The 20,335-nt window shown below is 66.5% G+C and carries 14 protein-coding genes; 13 read left to right on the forward strand and 1 reads right to left on the reverse strand.

The window, feature by feature from the left end; genetic code table 11:
- Positions 1–68: 68 nt before the first annotated feature.
- From BMY90_RS04710 to BMY90_RS04735, 6 genes are read left to right on the forward strand one after another with little or no spacing between them, the layout of a single operon-like run.
- A complete protein-coding gene (locus tag BMY90_RS04710) occupies positions 69–1,064 on the forward strand; it encodes an AAA family ATPase (RefSeq protein WP_092702326.1) in 996 nt (331 codons plus the stop codon).
- Complete coding sequence (locus BMY90_RS04715) at positions 1,061–1,993, forward strand: DUF58 domain-containing protein (protein ID WP_092702050.1); 933 nt, start codon at positions 1,061–1,063, stop codon at positions 1,991–1,993. Before BMY90_RS04710 ends, BMY90_RS04715 begins: the two co-directional genes overlap by 4 nt.
- On the forward strand, positions 1,990–2,496 hold the full coding sequence (locus BMY90_RS04720; RefSeq protein WP_092702052.1) for a DUF4381 family protein: 507 nt from the start codon (positions 1,990–1,992) through the stop codon (positions 2,494–2,496). The genes BMY90_RS04715 and BMY90_RS04720 overlap by 4 nt, the downstream gene beginning before the upstream one ends.
- On the forward strand, positions 2,489–3,463 hold the full coding sequence (locus BMY90_RS04725) for a VWA domain-containing protein (protein WP_008211547.1): 975 nt from the start codon (positions 2,489–2,491) through the stop codon (positions 3,461–3,463). Before BMY90_RS04720 ends, BMY90_RS04725 begins: the two co-directional genes overlap by 8 nt.
- Entirely contained in the window at positions 3,460–5,472 is a 2,013-nt protein-coding gene (locus tag BMY90_RS04730) for a tetratricopeptide repeat protein (protein WP_092702328.1), read from the forward strand. The genes BMY90_RS04725 and BMY90_RS04730 overlap by 4 nt, the downstream gene beginning before the upstream one ends.
- Positions 5,469–7,229, forward strand: a complete 1,761-nt coding sequence (locus BMY90_RS04735) for a BatD family protein (protein ID WP_092702054.1) — start codon at positions 5,469–5,471, stop codon at positions 7,227–7,229. Before BMY90_RS04730 ends, BMY90_RS04735 begins: the two co-directional genes overlap by 4 nt.
- Before the next feature lie 129 nt (positions 7,230–7,358).
- Here the strand turns inward: BMY90_RS04735 and BMY90_RS04740 are convergent, their stop codons facing one another.
- Positions 7,359–7,889, reverse strand: a complete 531-nt coding sequence (locus BMY90_RS04740; protein ID WP_092702056.1) for an O-acetyl-ADP-ribose deacetylase — start codon at positions 7,887–7,889, stop codon at positions 7,359–7,361.
- Positions 7,890–7,937: 48 nt separating this feature from the next.
- Between BMY90_RS04740 and BMY90_RS04745 the strand changes: the two genes are divergently transcribed.
- The 7 genes from BMY90_RS04745 (at position 7,938) to BMY90_RS04775 (ending at position 20,332) form a co-directional block, all read left to right on the forward strand.
- On the forward strand, positions 7,938–8,402 hold the full coding sequence (locus tag BMY90_RS04745) for a MarR family winged helix-turn-helix transcriptional regulator (RefSeq protein ID WP_008211540.1): 465 nt from the start codon (positions 7,938–7,940) through the stop codon (positions 8,400–8,402).
- A 224-nt stretch (positions 8,403–8,626) separates the two neighbouring features.
- Positions 8,627–9,748, forward strand: coding sequence for an efflux RND transporter periplasmic adaptor subunit (locus BMY90_RS04750; RefSeq protein WP_092702058.1), 1,122 nt, complete (start codon positions 8,627–8,629; stop codon positions 9,746–9,748).
- A gap of 136 nt (positions 9,749–9,884) precedes the next feature.
- Complete coding sequence (locus BMY90_RS04755) at positions 9,885–12,983, forward strand: efflux RND transporter permease subunit (RefSeq protein ID WP_092702060.1); 3,099 nt, start codon at positions 9,885–9,887, stop codon at positions 12,981–12,983.
- A gap of 615 nt (positions 12,984–13,598) precedes the next feature.
- Entirely contained in the window at positions 13,599–15,059 is a 1,461-nt protein-coding gene (locus tag BMY90_RS04760; protein WP_092702063.1) for a Wadjet anti-phage system protein JetA family protein, read from the forward strand.
- Complete coding sequence (locus tag BMY90_RS04765; protein ID WP_008214054.1) at positions 15,056–15,715, forward strand: DUF4194 domain-containing protein; 660 nt, start codon at positions 15,056–15,058, stop codon at positions 15,713–15,715. The genes BMY90_RS04760 and BMY90_RS04765 overlap by 4 nt, the downstream gene beginning before the upstream one ends.
- The gene (locus BMY90_RS04770) at positions 15,702–19,133 is read left to right on the forward strand and encodes an SbcC/MukB-like Walker B domain-containing protein (protein WP_092702065.1); all 3,432 of its coding nucleotides are present in this window, start codon (positions 15,702–15,704) and stop codon (positions 19,131–19,133) included. The genes BMY90_RS04765 and BMY90_RS04770 overlap by 14 nt, the downstream gene beginning before the upstream one ends.
- The gene (locus BMY90_RS04775) at positions 19,130–20,332 is read left to right on the forward strand and encodes a Wadjet anti-phage system protein JetD domain-containing protein (RefSeq protein ID WP_092702066.1); all 1,203 of its coding nucleotides are present in this window, start codon (positions 19,130–19,132) and stop codon (positions 20,330–20,332) included. The genes BMY90_RS04770 and BMY90_RS04775 overlap by 4 nt, the downstream gene beginning before the upstream one ends.
- Positions 20,333–20,335 lie beyond the last annotated feature (3 nt).

Here is a 20,335-nt window from a genome sequence, read left to right on the forward strand (position 1 = left end):
CGCATGGCAAACTTTCGCGCCTGTTCGTGGTCAATGACGGCACCATGCAGAACAACGGATACCCCATGATGGACATGCCCCAGGGCCAGCCGGCCGACTCCTTGCAGTCATCGTTCGCGCGATTGCGCGAGGAGTTGCAACAAGGCGTCATCGGCCAGCCGCACCTGATCGACTGCCTGCTGGTAGCGCTGCTGGCCGATGGCCATCTGCTGCTGGAAGGTGCGCCGGGCCTGGCCAAGACCACGGCGGTGAAGGCGCTGGCGGAGCGCATCAAGGCCGATTTCCACCGCGTGCAGTTCACGCCGGACCTGTTGCCGGCCGACCTCACCGGCACCGACATCTTTCGCCCGCAGTCGGGCAGTTTCGAGTTCGAGCGTGGTCCGCTGTTCCACAACATCGTGCTGGCCGACGAAATCAATCGCGCGCCCGCCAAGGTGCAGTCGGCGCTGCTGGAGGCGATGGCCGAGCGGCAAATCACCGTGGGTCGCAGCACCTGGCCGTTGCCCGATCTGTTCATGGTGATGGCCACGCAGAATCCGATCGAGCAGGAAGGCACGTTCGCGTTGCCTGAAGCCCAGCTCGACCGCTTCGTGATGCATGTGCGCATCGATTATCCCGATGCTGCGTCCGAGCTGGCGATCCTGCGCCTGGCCCGCGAGCAGGCACGCCAGCAGATGCATCCTCATGCCGCGCCGAAGGCCGTGCTCAGCCAGGCCGATGTGTTCGCTGCGCGCGAAGCGGCGTTGGCCGTGCACATGGCGCCAGCCCTGGAGGAATACATCGCGCAACTGGTGCTGGCCAGTCGCGATGCCGGCCGCTACGGGCCGGAGCTGAAACGCTGGATTGCCTGGGGTGCCAGTCCGCGCGCCACCATCGCGCTGGATCGCTGTGCCCGTGCCCATGCGTGGCTGGCCGGGCGCGATTTCGTGTTGCCGGATGATGTGCACGCGATTACTCACGAGGTGCTGCGCCATCGCGTGCTGCTCAGCTACGAGGCCGAGGCCGAAGGCGTGCGCAGCGACCAGGTCATCGCCCGTCTGCTGGATCTCGTCCCATTGCCATGAGTGCCGTGCCGTCACAGCCGCCAGTCGGCGATGGCCGCACGCGGGTCAACCTGGATGAACTGATCGGCCTGCGTGCCCGCGTGGCGCGTTCCGCGCTGGTGCCGACCGAGAGTCATGCCGCCCGCGCCGGCCAGCAATCCAGCCGACTCTACGGACGCGGCATGGATTACGCCGAATCACGGGCCTACCAGCCCGGCGACGACGTGCGCCGGCTCGACTGGCGACTTACCGCGCGCAGCGGCAAATTGCACACCAAGCTGTTCCAGGAAGAGCGCGAAGGCCGCCTGCTGATCGTGCTGGACCAGCACGCCGGCATGCGTTTCGGTACCCGTGCTCGCTTCAAATCGGTGCAGGCCGCGCGCGTGGCAGCGCTGGCCGCATGGCATGCGGTACGTGCCGGCGAGCGGGTCGGCTTGATGGCTTTCGGCGGGCGCCAGCACGTGCTGCAACCGCGCGGCAGCGTGCGCGGCGCGCTGGCTGCATGTGGCGCGCTGGCCGAATGGGATGGCCAGCCAGATGACGCTGGTGAATCGCTGTCTGCAGCCCTGCAACGGGTACGGCGACTGCAACACGGTGCCAGCCGCGTCCTGCTGATCAGCGACGGCTGGAGTTGCGACGAAGCCGCGCGTGGCCGCTTGCTGGATATGCGGCGGCATGCCGCCGTCTACGTGATGGTGGTGGCGGATGCCCTGGAGCTGGCGTTGCCGGCTCCGGGGCGTTATCCCCTCGAACATGCCGGCGAGCAACGCGAGGTGCTGCTGCTCGCCGAACGCGAAAGGCGCGATTTCCAGGCCAGCCTCGGCGCGGGTCAGGCATGGCTGCAAAGCGTGGCGCGTTCGCTGGCCTTGCCGCTGCAATGTATCGATACCGCGGCCGATCCGGTCGATGCCGTGGCGACCTTGCTGCGGACCCGTGGAGGTCGGCGATGATGCCGACGCTGCCGTCCGCACCCCCTCAACTGGTATTGCGCGACATTCACATGCCGCCGTCACCGCCGTGGTGGCCGCCAGCGCCGGGCTGGTGGCTGCTTGCCGCGCTATTGCTCGTGCTGCTTGGCCTTGGCGTGCTTTTCGGATTGCGGCGCCGCCGTCGGCGTCGCGCCTGCCAGCGCGTGTTGGCGGAAGTGTCTGCGCTGGACGCTCGTCATGCCGACGACGAGGCACTGGCGCGCGGATTGCATCAATTGCTGCGTCGTAGTGCACGCCGCTACGACGCGACTGCCGTGCAAAAGCGCGGCGATGCGTGGCGGCAGACCCTGGCCCGGGTGAAGGTGAAAGCCAGCACGGTCGACGTGTTGATGCTGCTGGAACAACGCATGTACCAACCGATGGGCACGTTCGACCGGGCCACAGCGCTGGCCGCCACGCGCGAATGGTTGTCGGCCGCATGGCGCCGGCAGCCACGCAAGCAGGAGGCGCCGGAACATGCCTGATTTCGCCTGGCCGTGGATGTTCGTGCTGCTGCCGCTGCCGTGGCTGTTGCGACTCTGGTTGCGCCCGGCTGCGCCCGGGCAGGCGCTGCATCTGCCACAACCGGGGCTGGTACTGCACGAAGCCCGCGGCGCCACGGTACGCGGCGCACTGCCGTGGTTGTTGGCGCTCGCGTGGCTGTGCCTGCTGGCTGCTGCTGCCCGGCCGCAACGCCTGGGGCCGCCGCAAGCGCAGCACCACAGTGGGCGCGCGTTGATGCTGGCAGTGGATCTGTCCGGCAGCATGCAGACGCCGGACATGGAGCTGGCCGGGCAGTCGGTCAGTCGCTTCGGTGCGGTCGAGGCGATTGCCGGGGATTTCATCTCCCGGCGCAGCGGCGATGAGCTGGGCCTGATCCTGTTCGGCAGTCGCGCATTCCTGGTCACCCCGCTGACGTACGACCTCAGCGCCGTGCGCGCGCAATTGCGCGGCGCCGCCGTGGGCTTGGCGGGTACGCAGACGGCGATCGGCGATGCCATCGCCGTGGCGGTGAAACGGCTTTCCGCATTGCCCGAGCAATCGCGCGTCCTGATCCTGTTGACCGATGGTGTCAACAATGCCGGCAGCATCGCGCCACTGGATGCGGCACGCGCGGCGAAGGCCGCCGGCGTGCGCATCTACACCATCGGCATCGGCGCCACGCGCATGCGCGTGCCGGGCTTTTTCGGCAGCCAGCTGATCAATCCGTCGGCGGATCTCGACGCGGACATGTTGACCAAGATCGCCGACATGACCGGTGGCCAGTTTTTCCGCGCCACCGACAGCCATCAACTGGCCGGGGCCTATCGCGCCATCGATGCGCTGGAGCCGATGCCGCAACACGGCCCCAGCCTGCGCCTGCATCATGAATTGTTCCGCTGGCCGCTGCTGGCTGCCGCGCTGTTGCTGCTGCTGGCGTGCTGGCCGAAGTGGCGGGAGCGGCGCGCATGAGCCAGTTCCTGCAGCAGTTCCACTTCCTGCAGCCATGGTGGCTGTTGGCCTTGCTGGCGTTGCCGCTGCTGCTCTGGCTCGGCACGCGTGGCGACACGGCACAACGCGAGTTGTCGCGACTGGTCGATGCGGAACTGTTGCCACATCTGCTGCATGGCCGCCCGAGCAGCCGACGCGTGCCGTCCGGATTGCTGGCCCTCGGCTGGCTGCTGGGCGTGCTGGCGCTGGCCGGTCCCACCTGGAGTCGCGTGGCGCAACCGCTGTATGCCGATCGCGCCGCCCAGGTCGTGGCGATCTCGCTGTCACAGCGCATGCTGGCACGCGACGTGGCACCGAGCCGGATCGATCGGGCGCGCTACAAGGCGCACGACTTGTTGAACGCCAATCGCGACGGACTCAACGCCCTGATCGGTTATGCCGGCGAATCCTTCGTGGTGGCGCCGTTGACCAGCGATGCGCACAGCCTGTCCGACCTGCTTGACGCGATGGCGCCGGACACCATGCCGGTGGATGGCAACAACGCGGCGCAGGCGATCGCGCAGGGCGCAGCCCTGATTCGCGACGCCAAGGCCAAGGCCGGTTCGCTGGTGCTCATCACCGATACGGCCGGTGACGCCGCGCAGGCGGCGGCGCGCAAGGCGCGTGCCGAAGGCGTGCGTGTTTCCGTACTTGGCGTGGGCACTGCGCAAGGTGGTCCGGTGCCGCTGGGCGACGGCAGTTTCCTGCACGATGCGCATGGCAACCTGGTGCTGGCCAGGCGCGATGACGCGGCGCTTGCCGCCTTGGCGTCGGCCGGTGGTGGACGCTATGTGCCGATGAGCGACAACGACAGCGACATCACCGCCCTGCGCAGTGAATTGCAGCCGGCGAGCCACGCGAGCGTGGCAGTCGGGCAGCCAGGCGATGCCTGGCAGGATCGCGGACCGTGGCTGTTGCTGCCGCTGTTGTTGATCGTTGCGCTGGGTTTTCGCCGTGGCTGGCTGTTGTTGCTTCCCCTGGTGTTGCTGCCGTTGGCGGTGCCCGCGCCGGCCCATGCTGCGGCGGCGCATGAAGGCTGGCAGGATTCAAGCTGGCATGACTGGTGGCAACGGCCCGACCAGCAGGCCGCCAGCGCCTTGCGCGACGGCCATCCGAAACAGGCCGAACAACTCGCCCGCGACCCGGCACTGCGCGGCGCCGCGGCCTACCGGGCCGGCAATTATCCCGCGGCCGTCCAGGCGTTGCAGCAAGCCAGGGGCGCGGATGCGCCGTACAACCTGGGCAACGCGCTGGCGAAACTGGGGCGCTATCCGGAGGCGATCAAGGCCTATGACCACGCCTTGCAACTGAATCCGCACAACGATGATGCCCGTGCCAACCGCAAGGCGGTGGAAGACGCCATGCGCCGGCAGAAACAACAACAGAAGTCATCGCAGGACAAGAACGGGCAAGGCGGCCAGGACAAGCAGAAGTCGCAAGGGGGCGGCGGCTCGAATGCGTCAGGCAAGGGCAACGACAAGGATCAAGGCAAACAGGGCAAGAGCGGGCAAGGCAAGGATGCGGGCAAGGCATCGCAGTCGCCCTCTTCGGGGCAACCCGATGCCGGCAAGAAGGATGCTTCGGAAAAGGGATCGCAGGGCAAGCAGGACCAGGGCGCTGCATCCGCCAAACCAGACAATGGCAAGCCAGGCAATGACAAGCCGGACTCGGACCAGAAAGCTGGCGCGCCACCCGCATCGACGCCGCAACAGCGCGCTGCGCAACAGGCGCAGGCCGCCAAGGCCGAGCAGGCGCTGGGCAAGCAGATGAACCAGGCGCTGGCACACGAGGGCAAGTCGACCGGCAAACCGGCGCCGGTACATCAATTGGGTGCAAGCGATGCGAACGATCCCTTGTCGAAGTTGCCCGCCCATGTGCGCCAGGCGCTGGAGCAAGTGCCCGACGATCCGGGGGCGCTGTTGCGACGCAAGTTCCAGCTTGAATACCAGGAGCGCCAGAACGGCGCGCCGGCGGAGGATGGACAACCATGAGCGTGACCCTGAGAGCTCGGCTGGCACTGTTGCTGCTCGCGTTGCTGCTGCCGGCATGGGCCTGTGCCAGTGGCGTGCGGGCGACGCTGGATCGCAGCCGGGTGCAGCTTGGCGAGACCGTCACGCTGAATCTCAGCGTGGACGGCAATGGCAATATCGACATGCCCGACCTGAGCCCGCTGGCGAAGGATTTCCAGGTGCTGGGCAGTTCCACCAACAGCAGCATCAGCATCGTCAACGGCAGCCGCAGCGCGCAGTTCACCATCGGCATCGCCCTGCGGCCGAAGCACGTGGGGCAACTCAAGGTGCCGTCGCTGGCGGTGGCCGGCGGGCATACCGCGCCGCTGCTGCTGACGGTGACGCCGCCCGACCCGAATACCGCGGCGAACAGTGGCAAGGATGTATTCGTCGAGGCCAGCGTCGAGCCGGACCACGGCTACGTCGGACAGCAACTGGTGTACACCGTGCGGTTGTACTACGACGTCAACCTCAGCGGCTCGCTGGACGAACCGCAACTGGCTGGCGTGGACGTGCACAAGCTGGGCAAGAGCCTCAATTACGATGCCGAACGCGGCGGGCGCCAGTACCACGTGCTCGAACGACGCTATGCGCTGGTGCCGCATCATGCCGGCACGCTGGAGATTCCGTCGCTGCAGTTCCAGGGCACGGCGGATGATCCGTCGAACCCGATGGATCCGGGCAATTTCTTCGGCCAGAACGGGCTGTTCGGCGGGGGCACTTCGGTCTCGGCGGCGTCGCCCGCGGTGAGCTTGCATGTGCAGGCGCCGCCAGCGGACTGGGGCAGCAGCAGCTGGCTGCCGGCGCGACAGCTCACGCTTACGCTGGATGGCCTGCCGGCGAATGGCGAGTTGCATGTGGGACAGCCGTTGAACCTGCACATGAGCGTGCAGGCGAGCGGCCTGCCGGCCGACGTGTTGCCCGAACCGAGCCTGCCTGCGTTGAGTGGCGCGACGGTCTATCCCGACCGTCCCGTGGACAGCACCAGCGACGACGGCAAGTGGATGCACGGCAAGCGCGAGCGTGCCTTTGCGGTGGTGCCGCAGCGGGCCGGCACGCTGACGATTCCGGCCACCACGCTGAAATGGTTCAACGTGCAGAGTGGCCAGGCGGAAACGGCGAGCATTCCCGCGCGCAGCTTCACGGTGCTGCCGGCGACCGCTGGTGCCAGTGGTGCGACGCCGGCGGTTTCCGCATCGGCGGCTGCGGCGCCAACACCGGCAAGCGCGGCATCGGCACCAACTTCCACAGTGGCGGCTTCGTCGCATGGCCACGTGAGGTGGTGGCGCTGGATTGCGTTGGCCAGCCTGCTGTTGTGGCTGTTGAGCATGCTGGGCTGGTGGTGGTACCGGCGTCATCGTGGAGCAGCAAAGGTTGCGGTGACGCGTGTCGAGCCCGTCATGCCGGCACCGCCTGCCGCCCGGGCGTTGCGCGAAGCCTTCATGCAGGCGGCGCGTGGCGACGATGCCTCGATCCAGGCGCATGCCTTGCTGGCGTGGGCGCGCGTGGAAAGGCCCGACTTGCGCAACCTGGGCGAGTTGTCGGCTGCCTTGTCGTCCTCGGCGCAATGCGCCGCGATTGCCGCCATCCAGCAGCGCCAATACGGCGGCACGCCGGCAGGCGAGGGTGTGGATCTGGCGGCGACTTTCGCGCGCGGTTTTGCGTGGCGAAACGACGCCACCGGTGGAGACGATTCACCGTTGCCACCGCTGTACCCGTTCGACCTCGGGTCACGTTGAAGCGCTTCTCGTCGCAGACGACAGGCGCGGTTTCAGTCGCTCTTGTCGACGGGGCTTTGGCAGGAGCGCACCCTGTGCGCGATGCTCTTCGGCATATGCTCGCAAGAGCATCGCGCACAGGGTGCGCTCCTACCCGGAGGTCGACGCGTCCAGTGCGCGCTGAAGGATGGCACGCATGTGTTCGCTGAAGGCGCAAAGTTGCACGTGCAGGCTGGGCGATCCACGCAGGGTTTCGCGCAATGTGGTGATGGCCGTGGGCGCGGCGAGCTCGGGCGGGTAGCCATAGACGCCGCAACTGATCGCAGGGAAGACGATGGACTGTACTCGGTGTGCCATGGCCAGCTTGAGGCTGGCGCGGTAGCAGCGGGCCAGCAGCTCGGGTTCGCCATGGTGGCCGCCGTGCCAGATCGGGCCCACGGTGTGGATCACCCAGCGTGCCGGCAGCTCGAAGCCCGGCGTGATGCGTGCTTCGCCCGTGGGGCAGCGTACGCCGGCTGAAACCTCCGGCAGGGCGCGGCAGGCGGCCAGCAGTCGTGGTCCGGCGGCGCGATGGATGGCGCCGTCGACCCCACCACCGCCCAGCAGTGTCTCATTGGCGGCGTTGACGATGGCGTCCACGTCGAGGCGGACGATGTCGGCGGTGATCACGCTGATGGACATGCGCAGGCGATATGCTTGGGATATGCAAGATGGAGGGTGCGACAGACCATGGCGAAAACGGAAGACATTTCCTTCGGCTACCTGATGAGCGACGTGACCTTGCTGTTCCGCAAGCACTTCGATCGTCGCGCGGTGAAGTTCGGTTTGACCCGCGCGCAATGGCGTGCCACCAAGATGTTGTACCACCGCCCGGGCCTGCGCCAGACCGAGCTGGCCGAGTTCCTGGAAATGGAGCCGATCGCGGTGGGCCGGGTGATCGATCGCCTGCAGGCGGCCGGCTTCGTGGAGCGTCGTCCCGATCCGAAGGATCGTCGCGCGTGGCGCCTGCATACCACCGAGCAGGCGCACGATGTCATCGGTGACATGGAACGCATCGCCCAGGGCCTGCGCGTTGACGCCACCGCAGGCATCGCCCATGACGACATGGCGCACATGATCGCGGTACTGAACCGCATCAAGGAAAACCTGCAGGCACTGGAAAGTGCCGACGAGCCCATCGATCCGGCGGCATAGACGGCCGCGCTCGTGGCGCGTCATGCGCGCATGCGCCGCCTTGTCATGTGCCATCGGTACCGTCTGGCGCAACCCTGAAATGGCGCAGAATGGTCCCTCGGGAGGTCAACTGATCGACGTCATGCGCGTTGATAGCGAGACACGTTCCTGACGAACTTCGTCATATCCGACATGACCGCATCAAGCTGCGCTTGTCGTGTCGACGGCCAAGGGCCGGAGAAACCATGCAACGCAATTCCCGGAAGAACATGCTGCTGGCGGTGGTGGCGCTGGCGATCATCGGTGTGGCTCTGCACGGCTGGCTCGGCAGTCATGAGAAGGCGCACGCAACCAAGGCGCCGCCGGTGGTGCCGGTGAAGGTGGCGGTGGCCGCGCGCGGCAATCTTGATCTCGCGCTGAAGGTGATCGGCCGTGCCGAAGCGTATTCCACCGTTACCGTGCAATCGCGCGTCAGCGGGCAATTGCAGTCGCTGGCCTTCACGCCGGGCGGCCATGTGCACGCGGGGCAGGTGATTGCGCAAATCGATCCCAGCCTGCTGCAGGCGCAACTGGACCAGGCGCGCGGCGAGCTGGCGAAGGACCAGGCGCAACTGACCCAGGCGCGAAGCGTGCTGGCGCGCTACACGCCGCTGCTGTCCAAGGGCTACGTGTCGAAGACCGACTACGACAACTACAAGGCCAACGTGGGCATCTACGCCGCTTCGGTGAAGGCCGACCAGGCTGCCGTGGAAATGGCCCGGACCCAGCTCGGCTACGCGCGGATCACCGCGCCGGTGAACAGCATCGCCGGTGCGCCGCTGGTTTACCCCGGTGCGCAGGTCACCGCCAACGGCACCGATCTGGTGGTGTTGAACCAGGTGCAGCCGATCTACATCACGTTCTCCGTGCCGGAAGCGTCGCTGGATGGCATCCGGGCGGCCTTTGCGCGCGGCAAGGTGGCGGTGAGTGCCACGGTTCCCGGCACCAGGGGCGCGCCGCTCACGGGCACGCTGGATTTCATCAACAACACCGTGGATGCCGGCACCGGCACGATCCAGTTGAAGGCGGAATCCCCCAATACCGATGATCGCGTCACGCCCGGCCAGTTCCTGCAGGTGAGCTTGCCGACCACGCGCCTGGTCAACGTGGTGACGGTGCCGGTGGAGGCGTTGCAGAACTCGCCGAAGGGCAGTTTCGTATTCGTGGTGAGTGCGGACCACACGGTGCAGCAGCGGATGGTGACGGCCGGCCCGGACAGCCATGGTCGACTGGTAATCAGCAAGGGCCTGGCCGGTGGCGAAACGGTGGTCACCGATGGCCAGATGCTGCTGACCAACGGCTCGCACGTGAAAGTGGTGAAAGGATGAGCTGGGGCGAGGCGAGGCTGGCCCCTCATCCCAGCCCTCTCCCCGCCGGGGAGAGGGAGCAAAGCCGCGGTGAGGGTTCGTGTCTCGGGGTGTGTCGCGACCAAACACTGCACGGCTTGCGCGGAGTGCGAATCCTTTGAACATTCCCGCCCTGTGCATCCGCCGGCCGGTGATGACGGCGTTGCTGATGATCGCGCTGATCGTGTTCGGCGTGGTCGCCTATCCGCATCTGCCGGTGAACGAACTGCCGAACGTGGATTTCCCCACCATCTCGGTCAGCGCCAGCGTACCGGGCGCCTCGCCGGAAACCATGGCGACGGCGGTGGCGACGCCGCTGGAGAACCAGTTCTCCACCATCGCCGGCATCGACCAGATGACCTCGACCAGCGCACTGGGGTCGACCAGGATCACGCTGACGTTCGATCTCAACCGCAGCATCGATGGCGCCGCGCAGGATGTGCAGGCGGCCATTTCGGCGGCGCAGCGCCAATTGCCCACCAACATGCCTACGCCGCCCACGTTCCGCAAGGTGAACCCGGCGGACAAGGCCATCCTTTATCTCACGCTCGGTTCGGACACGCTGCCGCTGTCCACCGTGGACCAATACGGCGAAACCCAACTGGCGCAGGAGCTCTCGATGATCGAGGGCGTGGCGCAGGTGAACGTGTTCGGTTCGCAGAAGTACGCGGTGCGCATCAGCGTCGACCCGGCCAAGCTGGCGGCCAACGGTATCGGCATCGACACCTTGCAGAAGGCGATTGCCGACGCCAACGTCAATCTCGCCACCGGCTCGCTCAACGGCAGCCGCCAGTTGTTGCAGATCAGTTCGGACGGCCAGTTGCAGGATGCGGCGCCGTACAACCACATCATCGTGGCCTATCGCAACGGCGCGCCGGTAACGTTGTCGCAGCTCGGGCATGCATCGGACGGCGTGCAGAACGACCAGGTGGCCAGCTGGTACAACGGCAAGCGCGCGGTGGTGCTGGCGATCGATCGCCAGCCGGGCTCGAATACGGTGGCCACGATCGATCGCATCCGCGCGGTGCTGCCGCAGTTCGAGGCCACGCTGCCACCGTCGATCAAGCTGAATGTGCTGTACGACCGTTCCGATTCGATCCGCGCCTCGGTCGACGACGTGCAGTACACGCTGCTGCTGGCCGGCGTGCTGGTGATCCTGGTGATCTACCTGTTCCTCGGCAACGCGTCGGCCACGCTGATTCCCGCGCTGGCGTTGCCGGTGTCGGTGATCGGTACCTTCGGCGTGATGTATGCGCTGGGCTACAGCCTGGACAATCTCTCGCTGCTGGCGCTGACCCTGGTGGTCGGCTTCGTGGTGGACGATGCGATCGTGATGCTGGAGAACATCGTGCGCCACGTCGAGGCGGGCATGGACCCGTACGAGGCATCACTGAAGGGTTCCGGCGAGATCGGTTTCACCATCTTCTCGATGACGCTGTCGTTGATGGCGGTGTTCCTGCCGGTGATGTTCATGGGCGGCATCGTGGGGCGCCTGTTCCACGAGTTTGCCGTGGTCATCAGCACCGCGATCCTGATCTCGGGCTTTGTCTCGATCACCCTCACGCCGATGCTGTGCAGCCGCTTCGTCAAGCATGCCGAGCACGAGAAAAAATCGCGCGTGGCGCTGCTGTTCGACCGCGGCTTCAACCATGTGCGCGACGGCTACAACCGTTCGCTGGGCTGGTCGGTGGCACATCCGCGGGTGGTGCTGGGCGTGTTCTTTGCCAGCCTGCTGGCGACGGCGCTGCTGTTCGTGGTGGTCAACAAGGATTTCATTCCGGCCGGCGACAGTGGCCAGCTGATCGTCAACACGGAAGGGCCCGACGACATCTCCATCACCGGGATGATGAAGCGCCAGCAGGAGCTGGCGGCGATCGTGGCGAAGGACCCGAATATCGCCGGCTACATGTCGTCGGTGGGCTCGGGTGGCTCGCGCGCCACCACCAACAACGGCTCGATCTTCATGCGCCTGAAGCCGGGGGGCGAACGGACGCTCGATCCGTCGCAGATCATCCAGGAGCTGCGCCAGAAGTTCGCGAAGATTCCCGGCATCCGCGCCTACATCCAGAACCCGCCGGCGATTCAGGTAGGAGGGCGCTCGTCGAAGGCGGAATACCAGTACACCTTGCAATCGACCGAGTTGAGCGCCTTGTATGGCGAGTCGGGCAAGGTGCTCGATGCGTTCGCCAAGCTGCCCGGTTTCCAGGATGTCACCAGCGATCTCGACCTCAACGGCCCGGCGATCAGCGTGCATGTGGATCGCAACAAGCTGGCGCCGCTGGGGCTCACCATGAACCAGGTGCAATCAGCCCTTGGCAGTGCGTTCGGCGAGAACCAGGTGTCGACGATCTATGGTTCGGCCACGCAATACTGGGTGATCCTGCAGGTCGATTACGCGCAGCAAAACGATCCGGCGGTGCTGTCGCAGCTGTACGTCACCTCCAACACCGGCACGCTGGTGCCGTTGAGCGCGGTGGCCACGTTCAAGCGCACCTCGCAGCCGCTGACCGTGAACCATCAAGGCGAGCTTCCCGCGGTGACCATCTCGTTCAACCTCGCGCCGGGTGTGAGCCTCAGCCAGGCCGTGGGTGAGATCGACGGCGCGATGCAGAAGCTGGACCTGCCCGCGTCGATCACCGGCAGCGTGCAGGGCACCGCGCAGGCGTTCGAGCAATCCCTGCAGGGCATGGGCCTGCTGCTGGCGCTGGCGCTGTTCGTGATCTACCTGGTGCTGGGCATCCTGTACGAAAGCTTCATCCACCCGCTGACGATCCTGTCCGGCCTGCCAGCCGCGGGCGTGGGTGCGTTGCTCACGCTGATGATCTTCCACGCGCCACTGGACCTGTTCTCGTTCGTCGGCATCGTGATGCTGATCGGCATCGTCAAGAAGAACGCGATCATGCTGATCGACTTCGCGCTGGAGCGGCAGCGCGTGGAGGGCATGTCGCCGGCCGAGGCCATCGTCGAGGCCTGCCACGTGCGCTTCCGCCCGATCATGATGACCACGATGGCGGCGTTCGCCGGCACCTTGCCGATCGCGCTTGGCATTGGCGCGGGCGCCTCGTCGCGGCGGCCGCTGGGGCTGGCGGTGGTGGGCGGGCTGCTGGTGTCGCAGGTGCTCACGTTGTATCTGACGCCGGTGATTTATCTTTATATGGATCGACTGCAGCAGCGGTTTGGGCGCCGGGGGCGCGCTGTGGGTGTGGGGGCGGAGTAGGCATCTTCTTGTTGGTGTATATGGCTAAGGAGGGGAGGAGTGGTCGCATGTTGGCTCGTCTGAGGGGGTTTTCGCTCGTACTGGCGTGGTCGCAAACTGGCTCGCCTGCGGCGGGCTTTCGAGCGCCTGCCGGCGCCCGAGTTACCTCTCTTTGCTGGCCCAAAGAGACGTAACCCAGAGAAATGGCCTGATGGGACCCGCCGACCCTACAAGCCTTGGCGATCGAGGTGTTTGGAACCTGCGTGACACTTTCTGTTACACGCACGGCCACGCCGCGCCGTCACCGATAACCGAGGGGTAGGGAGAGCAGGCTCGCGTGATCGAACTCGACGCTGCGGTGTGCGGCTCTTCCAACCCTTCGAGAAGTGACGCACGGCGGAGGATCGGGCCCGCAGGGTGCCCCTCTTTGGTTTCGTTTTCTCGGGCAAGCGAGAAAATGAACCCGGCCGCCGGCAGGTGGGCGGAACCTTCGTCACCATAGGTGACGGCACGTGACCGAGAGCATTCAGGGAGGGTGACACACCCGCGAATACCTCCAGCTGGGTGGCCTCGGCCTCGTTGCGCCATAATCCGGAGCATGATTCCACGCCATCCCATGTCCTCACGGAGCCTTGCTTGAGCACCAGCGTGCCGCCGCTGTTTTCGGTGGTGCCGGGCGGGCTGTTTGGTCCGTTGGCGAGTGCCAATCGCGAGCGTTACTGGGAACTGTTGTGCCGGTTGTTCGACGAGTTCTTCGGTCCCGATGCGCCGTTGCCGCCCAGCATCGGCTTTCAGCGGCGCGAAATCACCGGCGCGGTCGAGCGCTATCTGCTCACTGATGATCCATGGGTGGATGAGGGTGGAGTGGATGAAGACGGTGGCGAGGGCGGCGCGCCGGGCGCCTCGTTGCTGGAACGCGCCAACGCGATCTACGAACGCTTTCGTTCCACCGGCTGGTTGCGCCAGGAGCGCGTGGGTGCGCGCGAAATGGTGTCGATGATGCCGGTGGTGTCGCAGCTGCTATCCACCCTGGTCGAGTTCGCCGAGCATGGTCCGACGTTCGTCTCGGCCAAGGTGCGTTCGATCGAGCTGCAGTTGCAGCAGGTGGTGGACGGCAAGGCGTTTGGCGATGCGCTGGACGAGGCCGCCGACCAGGCGCGACGACTGCTGGTGTCGCTGTCTTCGATGAGTTTGAAGGTGCGCGACCTGATGCCGGAGCTGAGCCGATCGGAAACCACGGCGCAGTTCGCGCGGCAGTGGTTCGAGCGTTACGTCAGCAGTTTCTTCGTGGGCGACTACGCCGACCTGCACAAGGCCGACCATCCGCTGGCACGGCGCAGCGCGATCCTGTCGATGGCGCAGCAGGTGGAAGACACGTCGCTGCACGAAGCCATGCTCGGCTGGTATCGCGAGCACCTGACCGGCAGTGATACCGAGCGCGCCGAGCTGCGCCTGCAACGCAGTCTGCGCCGGCTGCACGAGCTTGAACGCATCGACGAATATCTCGGTCGGCTGGACGAGGACATCCGCCAGGCCAATCGCCGCGCACTGGCCTTCCTCGACTACCGTCTGCGCGCGCCGGCCAAGCTCGACGTGCTGCTGCGTCGTGCCTGCCGTGGCGTGCTGCAGGCGCCGGAAGATGCACTGCGTTTGCCGGTGGCACCCGGTGCGCTGATGGATGACGCGCAATTGCGCCCGCCGCGCCGCAAGCCGCAGCCGATTCCGCGCAGCGCCAATGCCATGCAGCAACCCACGCCCGAGCAGCTGGCGCGCCTCAGTCTGCTGCGCCGGATGAAGCGCGCGCGGCTGGTCAACGCCGAGGACATGGCCCGCTACCTCGGTCGTCATTTGCCGCCCGAAGGTGGCATCGACTCCACGCAATTGTCGATCGGCTCGATCGAGGATCTGCGCGCCTATCAGACCCTGCTTACCCTGGCATTGCGCAGTCGCCGCATTGGTGGCTTGCGCCGCGAGGATCCGCTGGGTCGCCTGCAGCGCGGCTTCCGCGTGGAACTGCTCGACGCGGGCGAAGCGGGCGACAACGGCTACCTGCGCGCACCGCGCTTCGCCGTGCATCGATTACGGAAAACCGCATGAAACGCAGCTGGAACACGCTCAGCCAGATCTCCAACGGCGTGTACGCCGTGCAGGATTTCGAGCGCGCCGCCTATCGCCTGGTCACCGAGCAAGTGCTCTACGCCAGCGATCGCAACGCACGCACGGCGTATCACCTGATCGAGGATCACTTCGACGATTATCTTGCCGTGCTCGAACCGCTCGGCATCCGGCTGGAACGCAACGCGCACTATCGCTACGTGGTGGCGCTGCCCACGCACGGCGAAGGCACGCCGGTGACGCTGGACGAAACCCTGCTGTTGCTGGTGCTCCGCCAGCGCTACGACGAGGCGATGCGCCAGGGCCAGATCGAGGATCAGGGCGAAGTGGTGGTCGAGCTGCCCGACCTGCAGGAGGCGTATCCGGCGCTGGCTGGACGCGCGATGCCCGAGGTCGGCACGCTGCGCACGCTGGTCCGGACGCTCAAACGCTGGGGTGTATGCCGCCTGGTCGATACCGAGGGCGACGATCCGCAGCCGTTCCATTTGCGCGTACGCCCGGCCATCGTGGAGATCGTCGGCGAGCAATGGCTGCAGCGGCTGGACCAGCATAATCGCGACGACGACATCCCGGATGAAGCTCGCGACGACGCCGACACCGACACCGATGTCACGGAGGACGACGATGCAGCTGCTTGAGCGTGTGCACCTGGTGCAGTTTTTCCTGTTCGAGGCGCAGACCCTGACGCTGGACGCCACCAGCGCGATCATCGCGCCGAACGGTGCCGGCAAGAGCGCGTTGCTGGATGCATTGCAGATCGTGCTGCTCGGTGGCGACCGCAGTCGCATCCGTTTCAATGCGCAGGCCGGCGGCAGTGCGCGGGCGCGCAGCATTCGCGATTACTGCCTCGGCGTGTTTCGCAGCGGCGAGGAAGGTCGCAAACGGCGCACCGCCACCACCTACATCAGCCTGGTGTTCCGCGACCAGGACAGCGGCGTGTCGCTGACCGCCGGCATCGCGCTGGGCGCGTCGGCCGACGAACCGGATCACCGCCTGTACGGCCAGTACCTGCTGCCCGGCGTGGCGCTGGAACTGGACGATCATCTGGAACGCAGCAAGGGTCGCGAACTGCCGCTGGAGTGGGCCGCGTTCCGCGAGTTGGCGGTGCGCCGCTGTCGCGATGCCAACGGCAAGCTGGAGTTGCATCCGACCAGCGAACGCTTCGTCAAGGATCTGCTGTTCCGCCTGCGTGCCGCGCCCACCGCGCACCCGGATGTCGCGGCTTATCGCAAGGCGTTCCAGAACGCGCTCAACCTGCAGCGCGTCGAGGACGTCGACCTGTTCGTGCGTACCCTGGTGGCCGAGGACCGGCCCACCGATATCGCGCGTTTCCGTGGGCTGCTGGAATCGTTTCGCCAGTTGAAGGAAAAGATCGCGCAAGTGGTCGAGCGCATTGATGCGGCCGAGGGCGTCGAGCAGCAGTATGCCAAGATCGCCACGCAGGCTGCGCGCGCGGCCTCCTATCGGGCGCTGGCCGCCGAATACGCCCGCGACCTGCTGGCCGAGCAGGTCGACCAGGCCGAGCAGGCCAGCGAGCAGGCCACCGACAAGCTGGCCGCCACGCGGCGCGCCTTGCAGGAATCGACCCTCGAACAGCAGTCAGCCGAGGACGCGCACCAGCAGGCCAGCGCGCGCCTGCAGGGCAGCCAGGGCTACGGCGAGCAGGCGCAGATCGACGAGCTGGCTGCACGCGATCGCAACGAACTGGCGCGCTTGAAGAAGGAACTGTTGCGCGAGATCAGCTTCGTGCGCGAGCAGTTTCTCGCGCTCGGCAAACTCGGTTTGCCCAACGTGGATGCCGCGATGCTGGAACACGCACAGGCCGCGTGGCATGGCTGGTACGACACGCTGGTGGCGTTGCCCGCCGACGCCGAGCTGCCGTGGGACGCCGCTTCATTGCATGCGCAGGCGCACCGGGCGCTGGCGACGGCCAGCCCGTTGATCGCCGCGGCAGACGGCCACGCGCGCCAGTTGCATGCCACCTTCGAGGACGCGCAGGCGCGGCTCGCCGCTGCCCGCCAGAACCAGAAGCGGCTCGCCGCCGGCCAGGCCGAACTGAACCCGGATGCCGTGCGCCTGATGAGTTACCTGCACGACGAAGGCATCGATGCGCGGCCGGTATGTGACCTGGTGCGGGTCATCGATGCCGCGTGGCAACCGGTGATCGAAGCCTATCTGCGCAGCAACGTCGAGGCCTTGCTGATTCCTGCCGCCGCCGAGGAACGCGCCACCAAACTGTATCGCTCGCTGCAGGGTGGGCGCAGCGTCTATGGCGTGAAGCTGGCGCTGAGCAGCCAGGCGCGCAACGGCCGCAGCAACGACCGGCCTGCATCCGACAGCGTGGCCGCGCTGCTCGATGGCGACAACGCCGATGCGCTCGCCTTCTTGCGCCGCCAGCTCGGCGAACTGCGCTGCGTGGAAACCGAAGCCGAGTTGATCCGCAGCCGCCAGGGTCTGACCCGTGACGGCCTGCTGGCCAAGGGCGGCAGCATCGAACGCCTGCGTCTGCCGGCGGCCGGCGATTTGAAGATCGGTGCCACCGACAACCGCGCGCGCCAGCGCGTGCTGCGCGAAGACATCGAGGCGGCCGAGCGCGACGTGCGCCAGCTCGAACCGGAACTGCGCCGCGCCGAAGCCTGCCAGCGCGGACTGGCACGACTGAGCAACCCCGACGAACCGGCGCAGTCATTGCACGACCACGTGCTGGAACATCGCCAGGTCGCCCAGCGCTATCGCGCCGCATTGGAAAATCGCGAGTCCACGCTCAATCCGGATCTGCTGCGACTGGCCGAGCAGGTGCGCGAGTTGCACGAGCGCATGGCCGAGTGGCGCAAGCAGAGCAATCGGCTGATTGGTGAAGAAGCCTTGGCAGCGCGTGCTGTCGAAGAGGCGCGGCGCCTGTTCGATGGCCTGCGCGCGCAGGAAGCGATGGTGGCGCAGCGCGCCGTCGAGGCTTTCCGCGATGCCGATGTCGACAACGCACGGGTCGAACGCCAGCGCGAGGAACTGGACGCGAAATTCCCCTCGCTGGAAGAACGCGGCAAGCGCTGCACCGAACGTGCCGGCGAAAGCGATGCACGCCTGCGCAGCCTGTTGCCCGAAGCCTGGAGCGGGTTGGCCCAGTATGCGAAGGACCATGGCCTCGGCATGGAATTTGCCCCGGACCAGTGGCGTCCGGCGCAGGCGCTGCTGCAGAAGGAACTGCATCACTTGCGCGATACCGAACTGGCCAACTACCAGGGCCAGGCCGACGAGGCCTACGCCACCGCGGTGGAAACCTTCCGCAGCAACGTGGCCTCCACGCTGTACGACAACTTCAGCAAGCTCAAGTACCAGATCACTACGTTGAACCGAACGCTGCGCGGCAGTCCGGCGTTCTCCAACAACGAGCGCTATCAGTTCCACTACGAGGTGGCACCGGAATATCGCGAGCTGCATCGCTTCATCCAGCGAGCGGCGGATGTGGGCGGCGAGGACAACCTGTTCGGCAGTGCCGGCGAAGTGCCTGCCGCGTTCCGCGAACTGATCGAGGACAACGCCACGACGCGCGGCAGTACGTCACCGCTGGACGACTACCGCCGCTTCTTCCGCTTCGAGGTGCAGATCCGGCAGGACGAACGCGTGGTCGGCACGCTCAGCGAGCGCATGCGCTCGGGGTCGGGCGGCGAGCATCGTGCGCCGCTGTACGTGATCGCCGGTGCTGCGCTGGCGGCCGCCTACGGCAAGAGCGAGGCGTGGCCCGGTGGCATCGGGCTGATCCTGCTCGACGAATTCGGCGACAAGATCGACGCGCAGAACGCCCGCGCCGTGGTCGATTACCTGCGCTCGCTCGGCCTGCAACTGGTGCTGGCCGCGCCGGACACCGCCCAAGGCACCTTGAGCGGCGTGCTGGAAAGCTATATCGAATTGTTCCGCGATGGCGACCTGCTGCAGGCCGAACGCATCGAGGTGAAGCAGGCGGCGCGCGACCTGCTGCTGAGCGACCAGTTTGACCTGCATCCGGCCTTGCTGGCCGAGGAAGCTGCCCGCATCGCCCGTGAGTCATCGAGCGCATGAGCGCGGCGCGCAGCGTGCTTGAGCGCCTGCTGCGCCGCGCCGAAAGTGCGCGTCTGCGTGGCGCCGATGAACACGTTTCGCTGCCGATGGGCAGTACCCGCGAATACACGGATTTGCGCTCGCTGGCCGAGCTGGAACGTTTCCATGCCGAGGTGGCGCTGGCCGAGCGCGACGGCGCGGTCAGCGTACAGCGCGAAGCCCGCAGTGGTGATGGTTCGCGCCTGCTGCGTCTGCGCGTGGCGGATCTTCCCGCATTGGCGCGCCATCTTGATGTGCCGTTGCTGGGTGACCGCGTGACCGAAGCCGCTTCCCGTCTGGCAGCATGGGTCGAACGCTTCCCCGTCCTCGCCGACGTGCTCGACGCTTGGCGCAGCGGACGCAAGCTGCGCAGTTGCGGCCCGGAAGCTGCCAGGGACTTGGCGGACGCGGCGATTGCCGTCGCGGCCCGTGCCGACGATGCCGATCACGAACGCATCCTGCGTCGCGAGAGCGTGCGCCTGTTTGGCGACAGCAAGCGGCTGGAGAAGCTGACCACGTGGCTGGAGTTGCTGGTCACCGGCGAACTGGCCGCTACCGGCTTGTCGAAAGAGGAAGTGTGGTCGGCGATCGGCCTGCGCCGCGAACCACAACCGCTGTTGATTTCCGGCTGCGGCCGGGTCGTGTTGACCGATGCCAGCGTGCCGCTGGTGCGTCCCTATCTGGGCTTGCCGGTTGAATCGGTGCAGTCGGTGGCGGTGACCGCAGACTATGTTCTGAGCATCGAGAATCTCGCCAGTTTTCATGACGCCGCACTTTCCCCGGATGCGGCTGCCGGCTTGCTGCTCTATACCGGCGGTATGCCATCGCCCGCGTGGCGAACGGCGTACGCGCGCATTCTGGGAAGCTTGCCGTCAACTTGTCCGGTTTACCACTGGGGCGATGTCGACGAAGGCGGCTTCCGCATTGCCGCGGTGCTGGCCGGGGTCGCACGCGGTGCCGGCCGCGTTTTGCAGCCATGGCTGATGTCGCCCACCGACCTGGATGCTTCGGTCTTGCGCGTCGCCGACGTGCCTTCGGCATCCGTGTTGGCGGCGATGCGCCACTGGGCGAGCCGGGCCGGTTGGGAGTCGTTGGCGCAAGCGCTGGCGCAACGGCCGACTCGCCTGGAGCAGGAGCGGCTCGATCCCGTGATGCCTGCGCCGGAGTCGTCTACCCGCTGAGCT

The organism is Rhodanobacter glycinis (assembly GCF_900114325.1).
GTDB lineage: Bacteria > Pseudomonadota > Gammaproteobacteria > Xanthomonadales > Rhodanobacteraceae > Rhodanobacter_A > Rhodanobacter_A glycinis.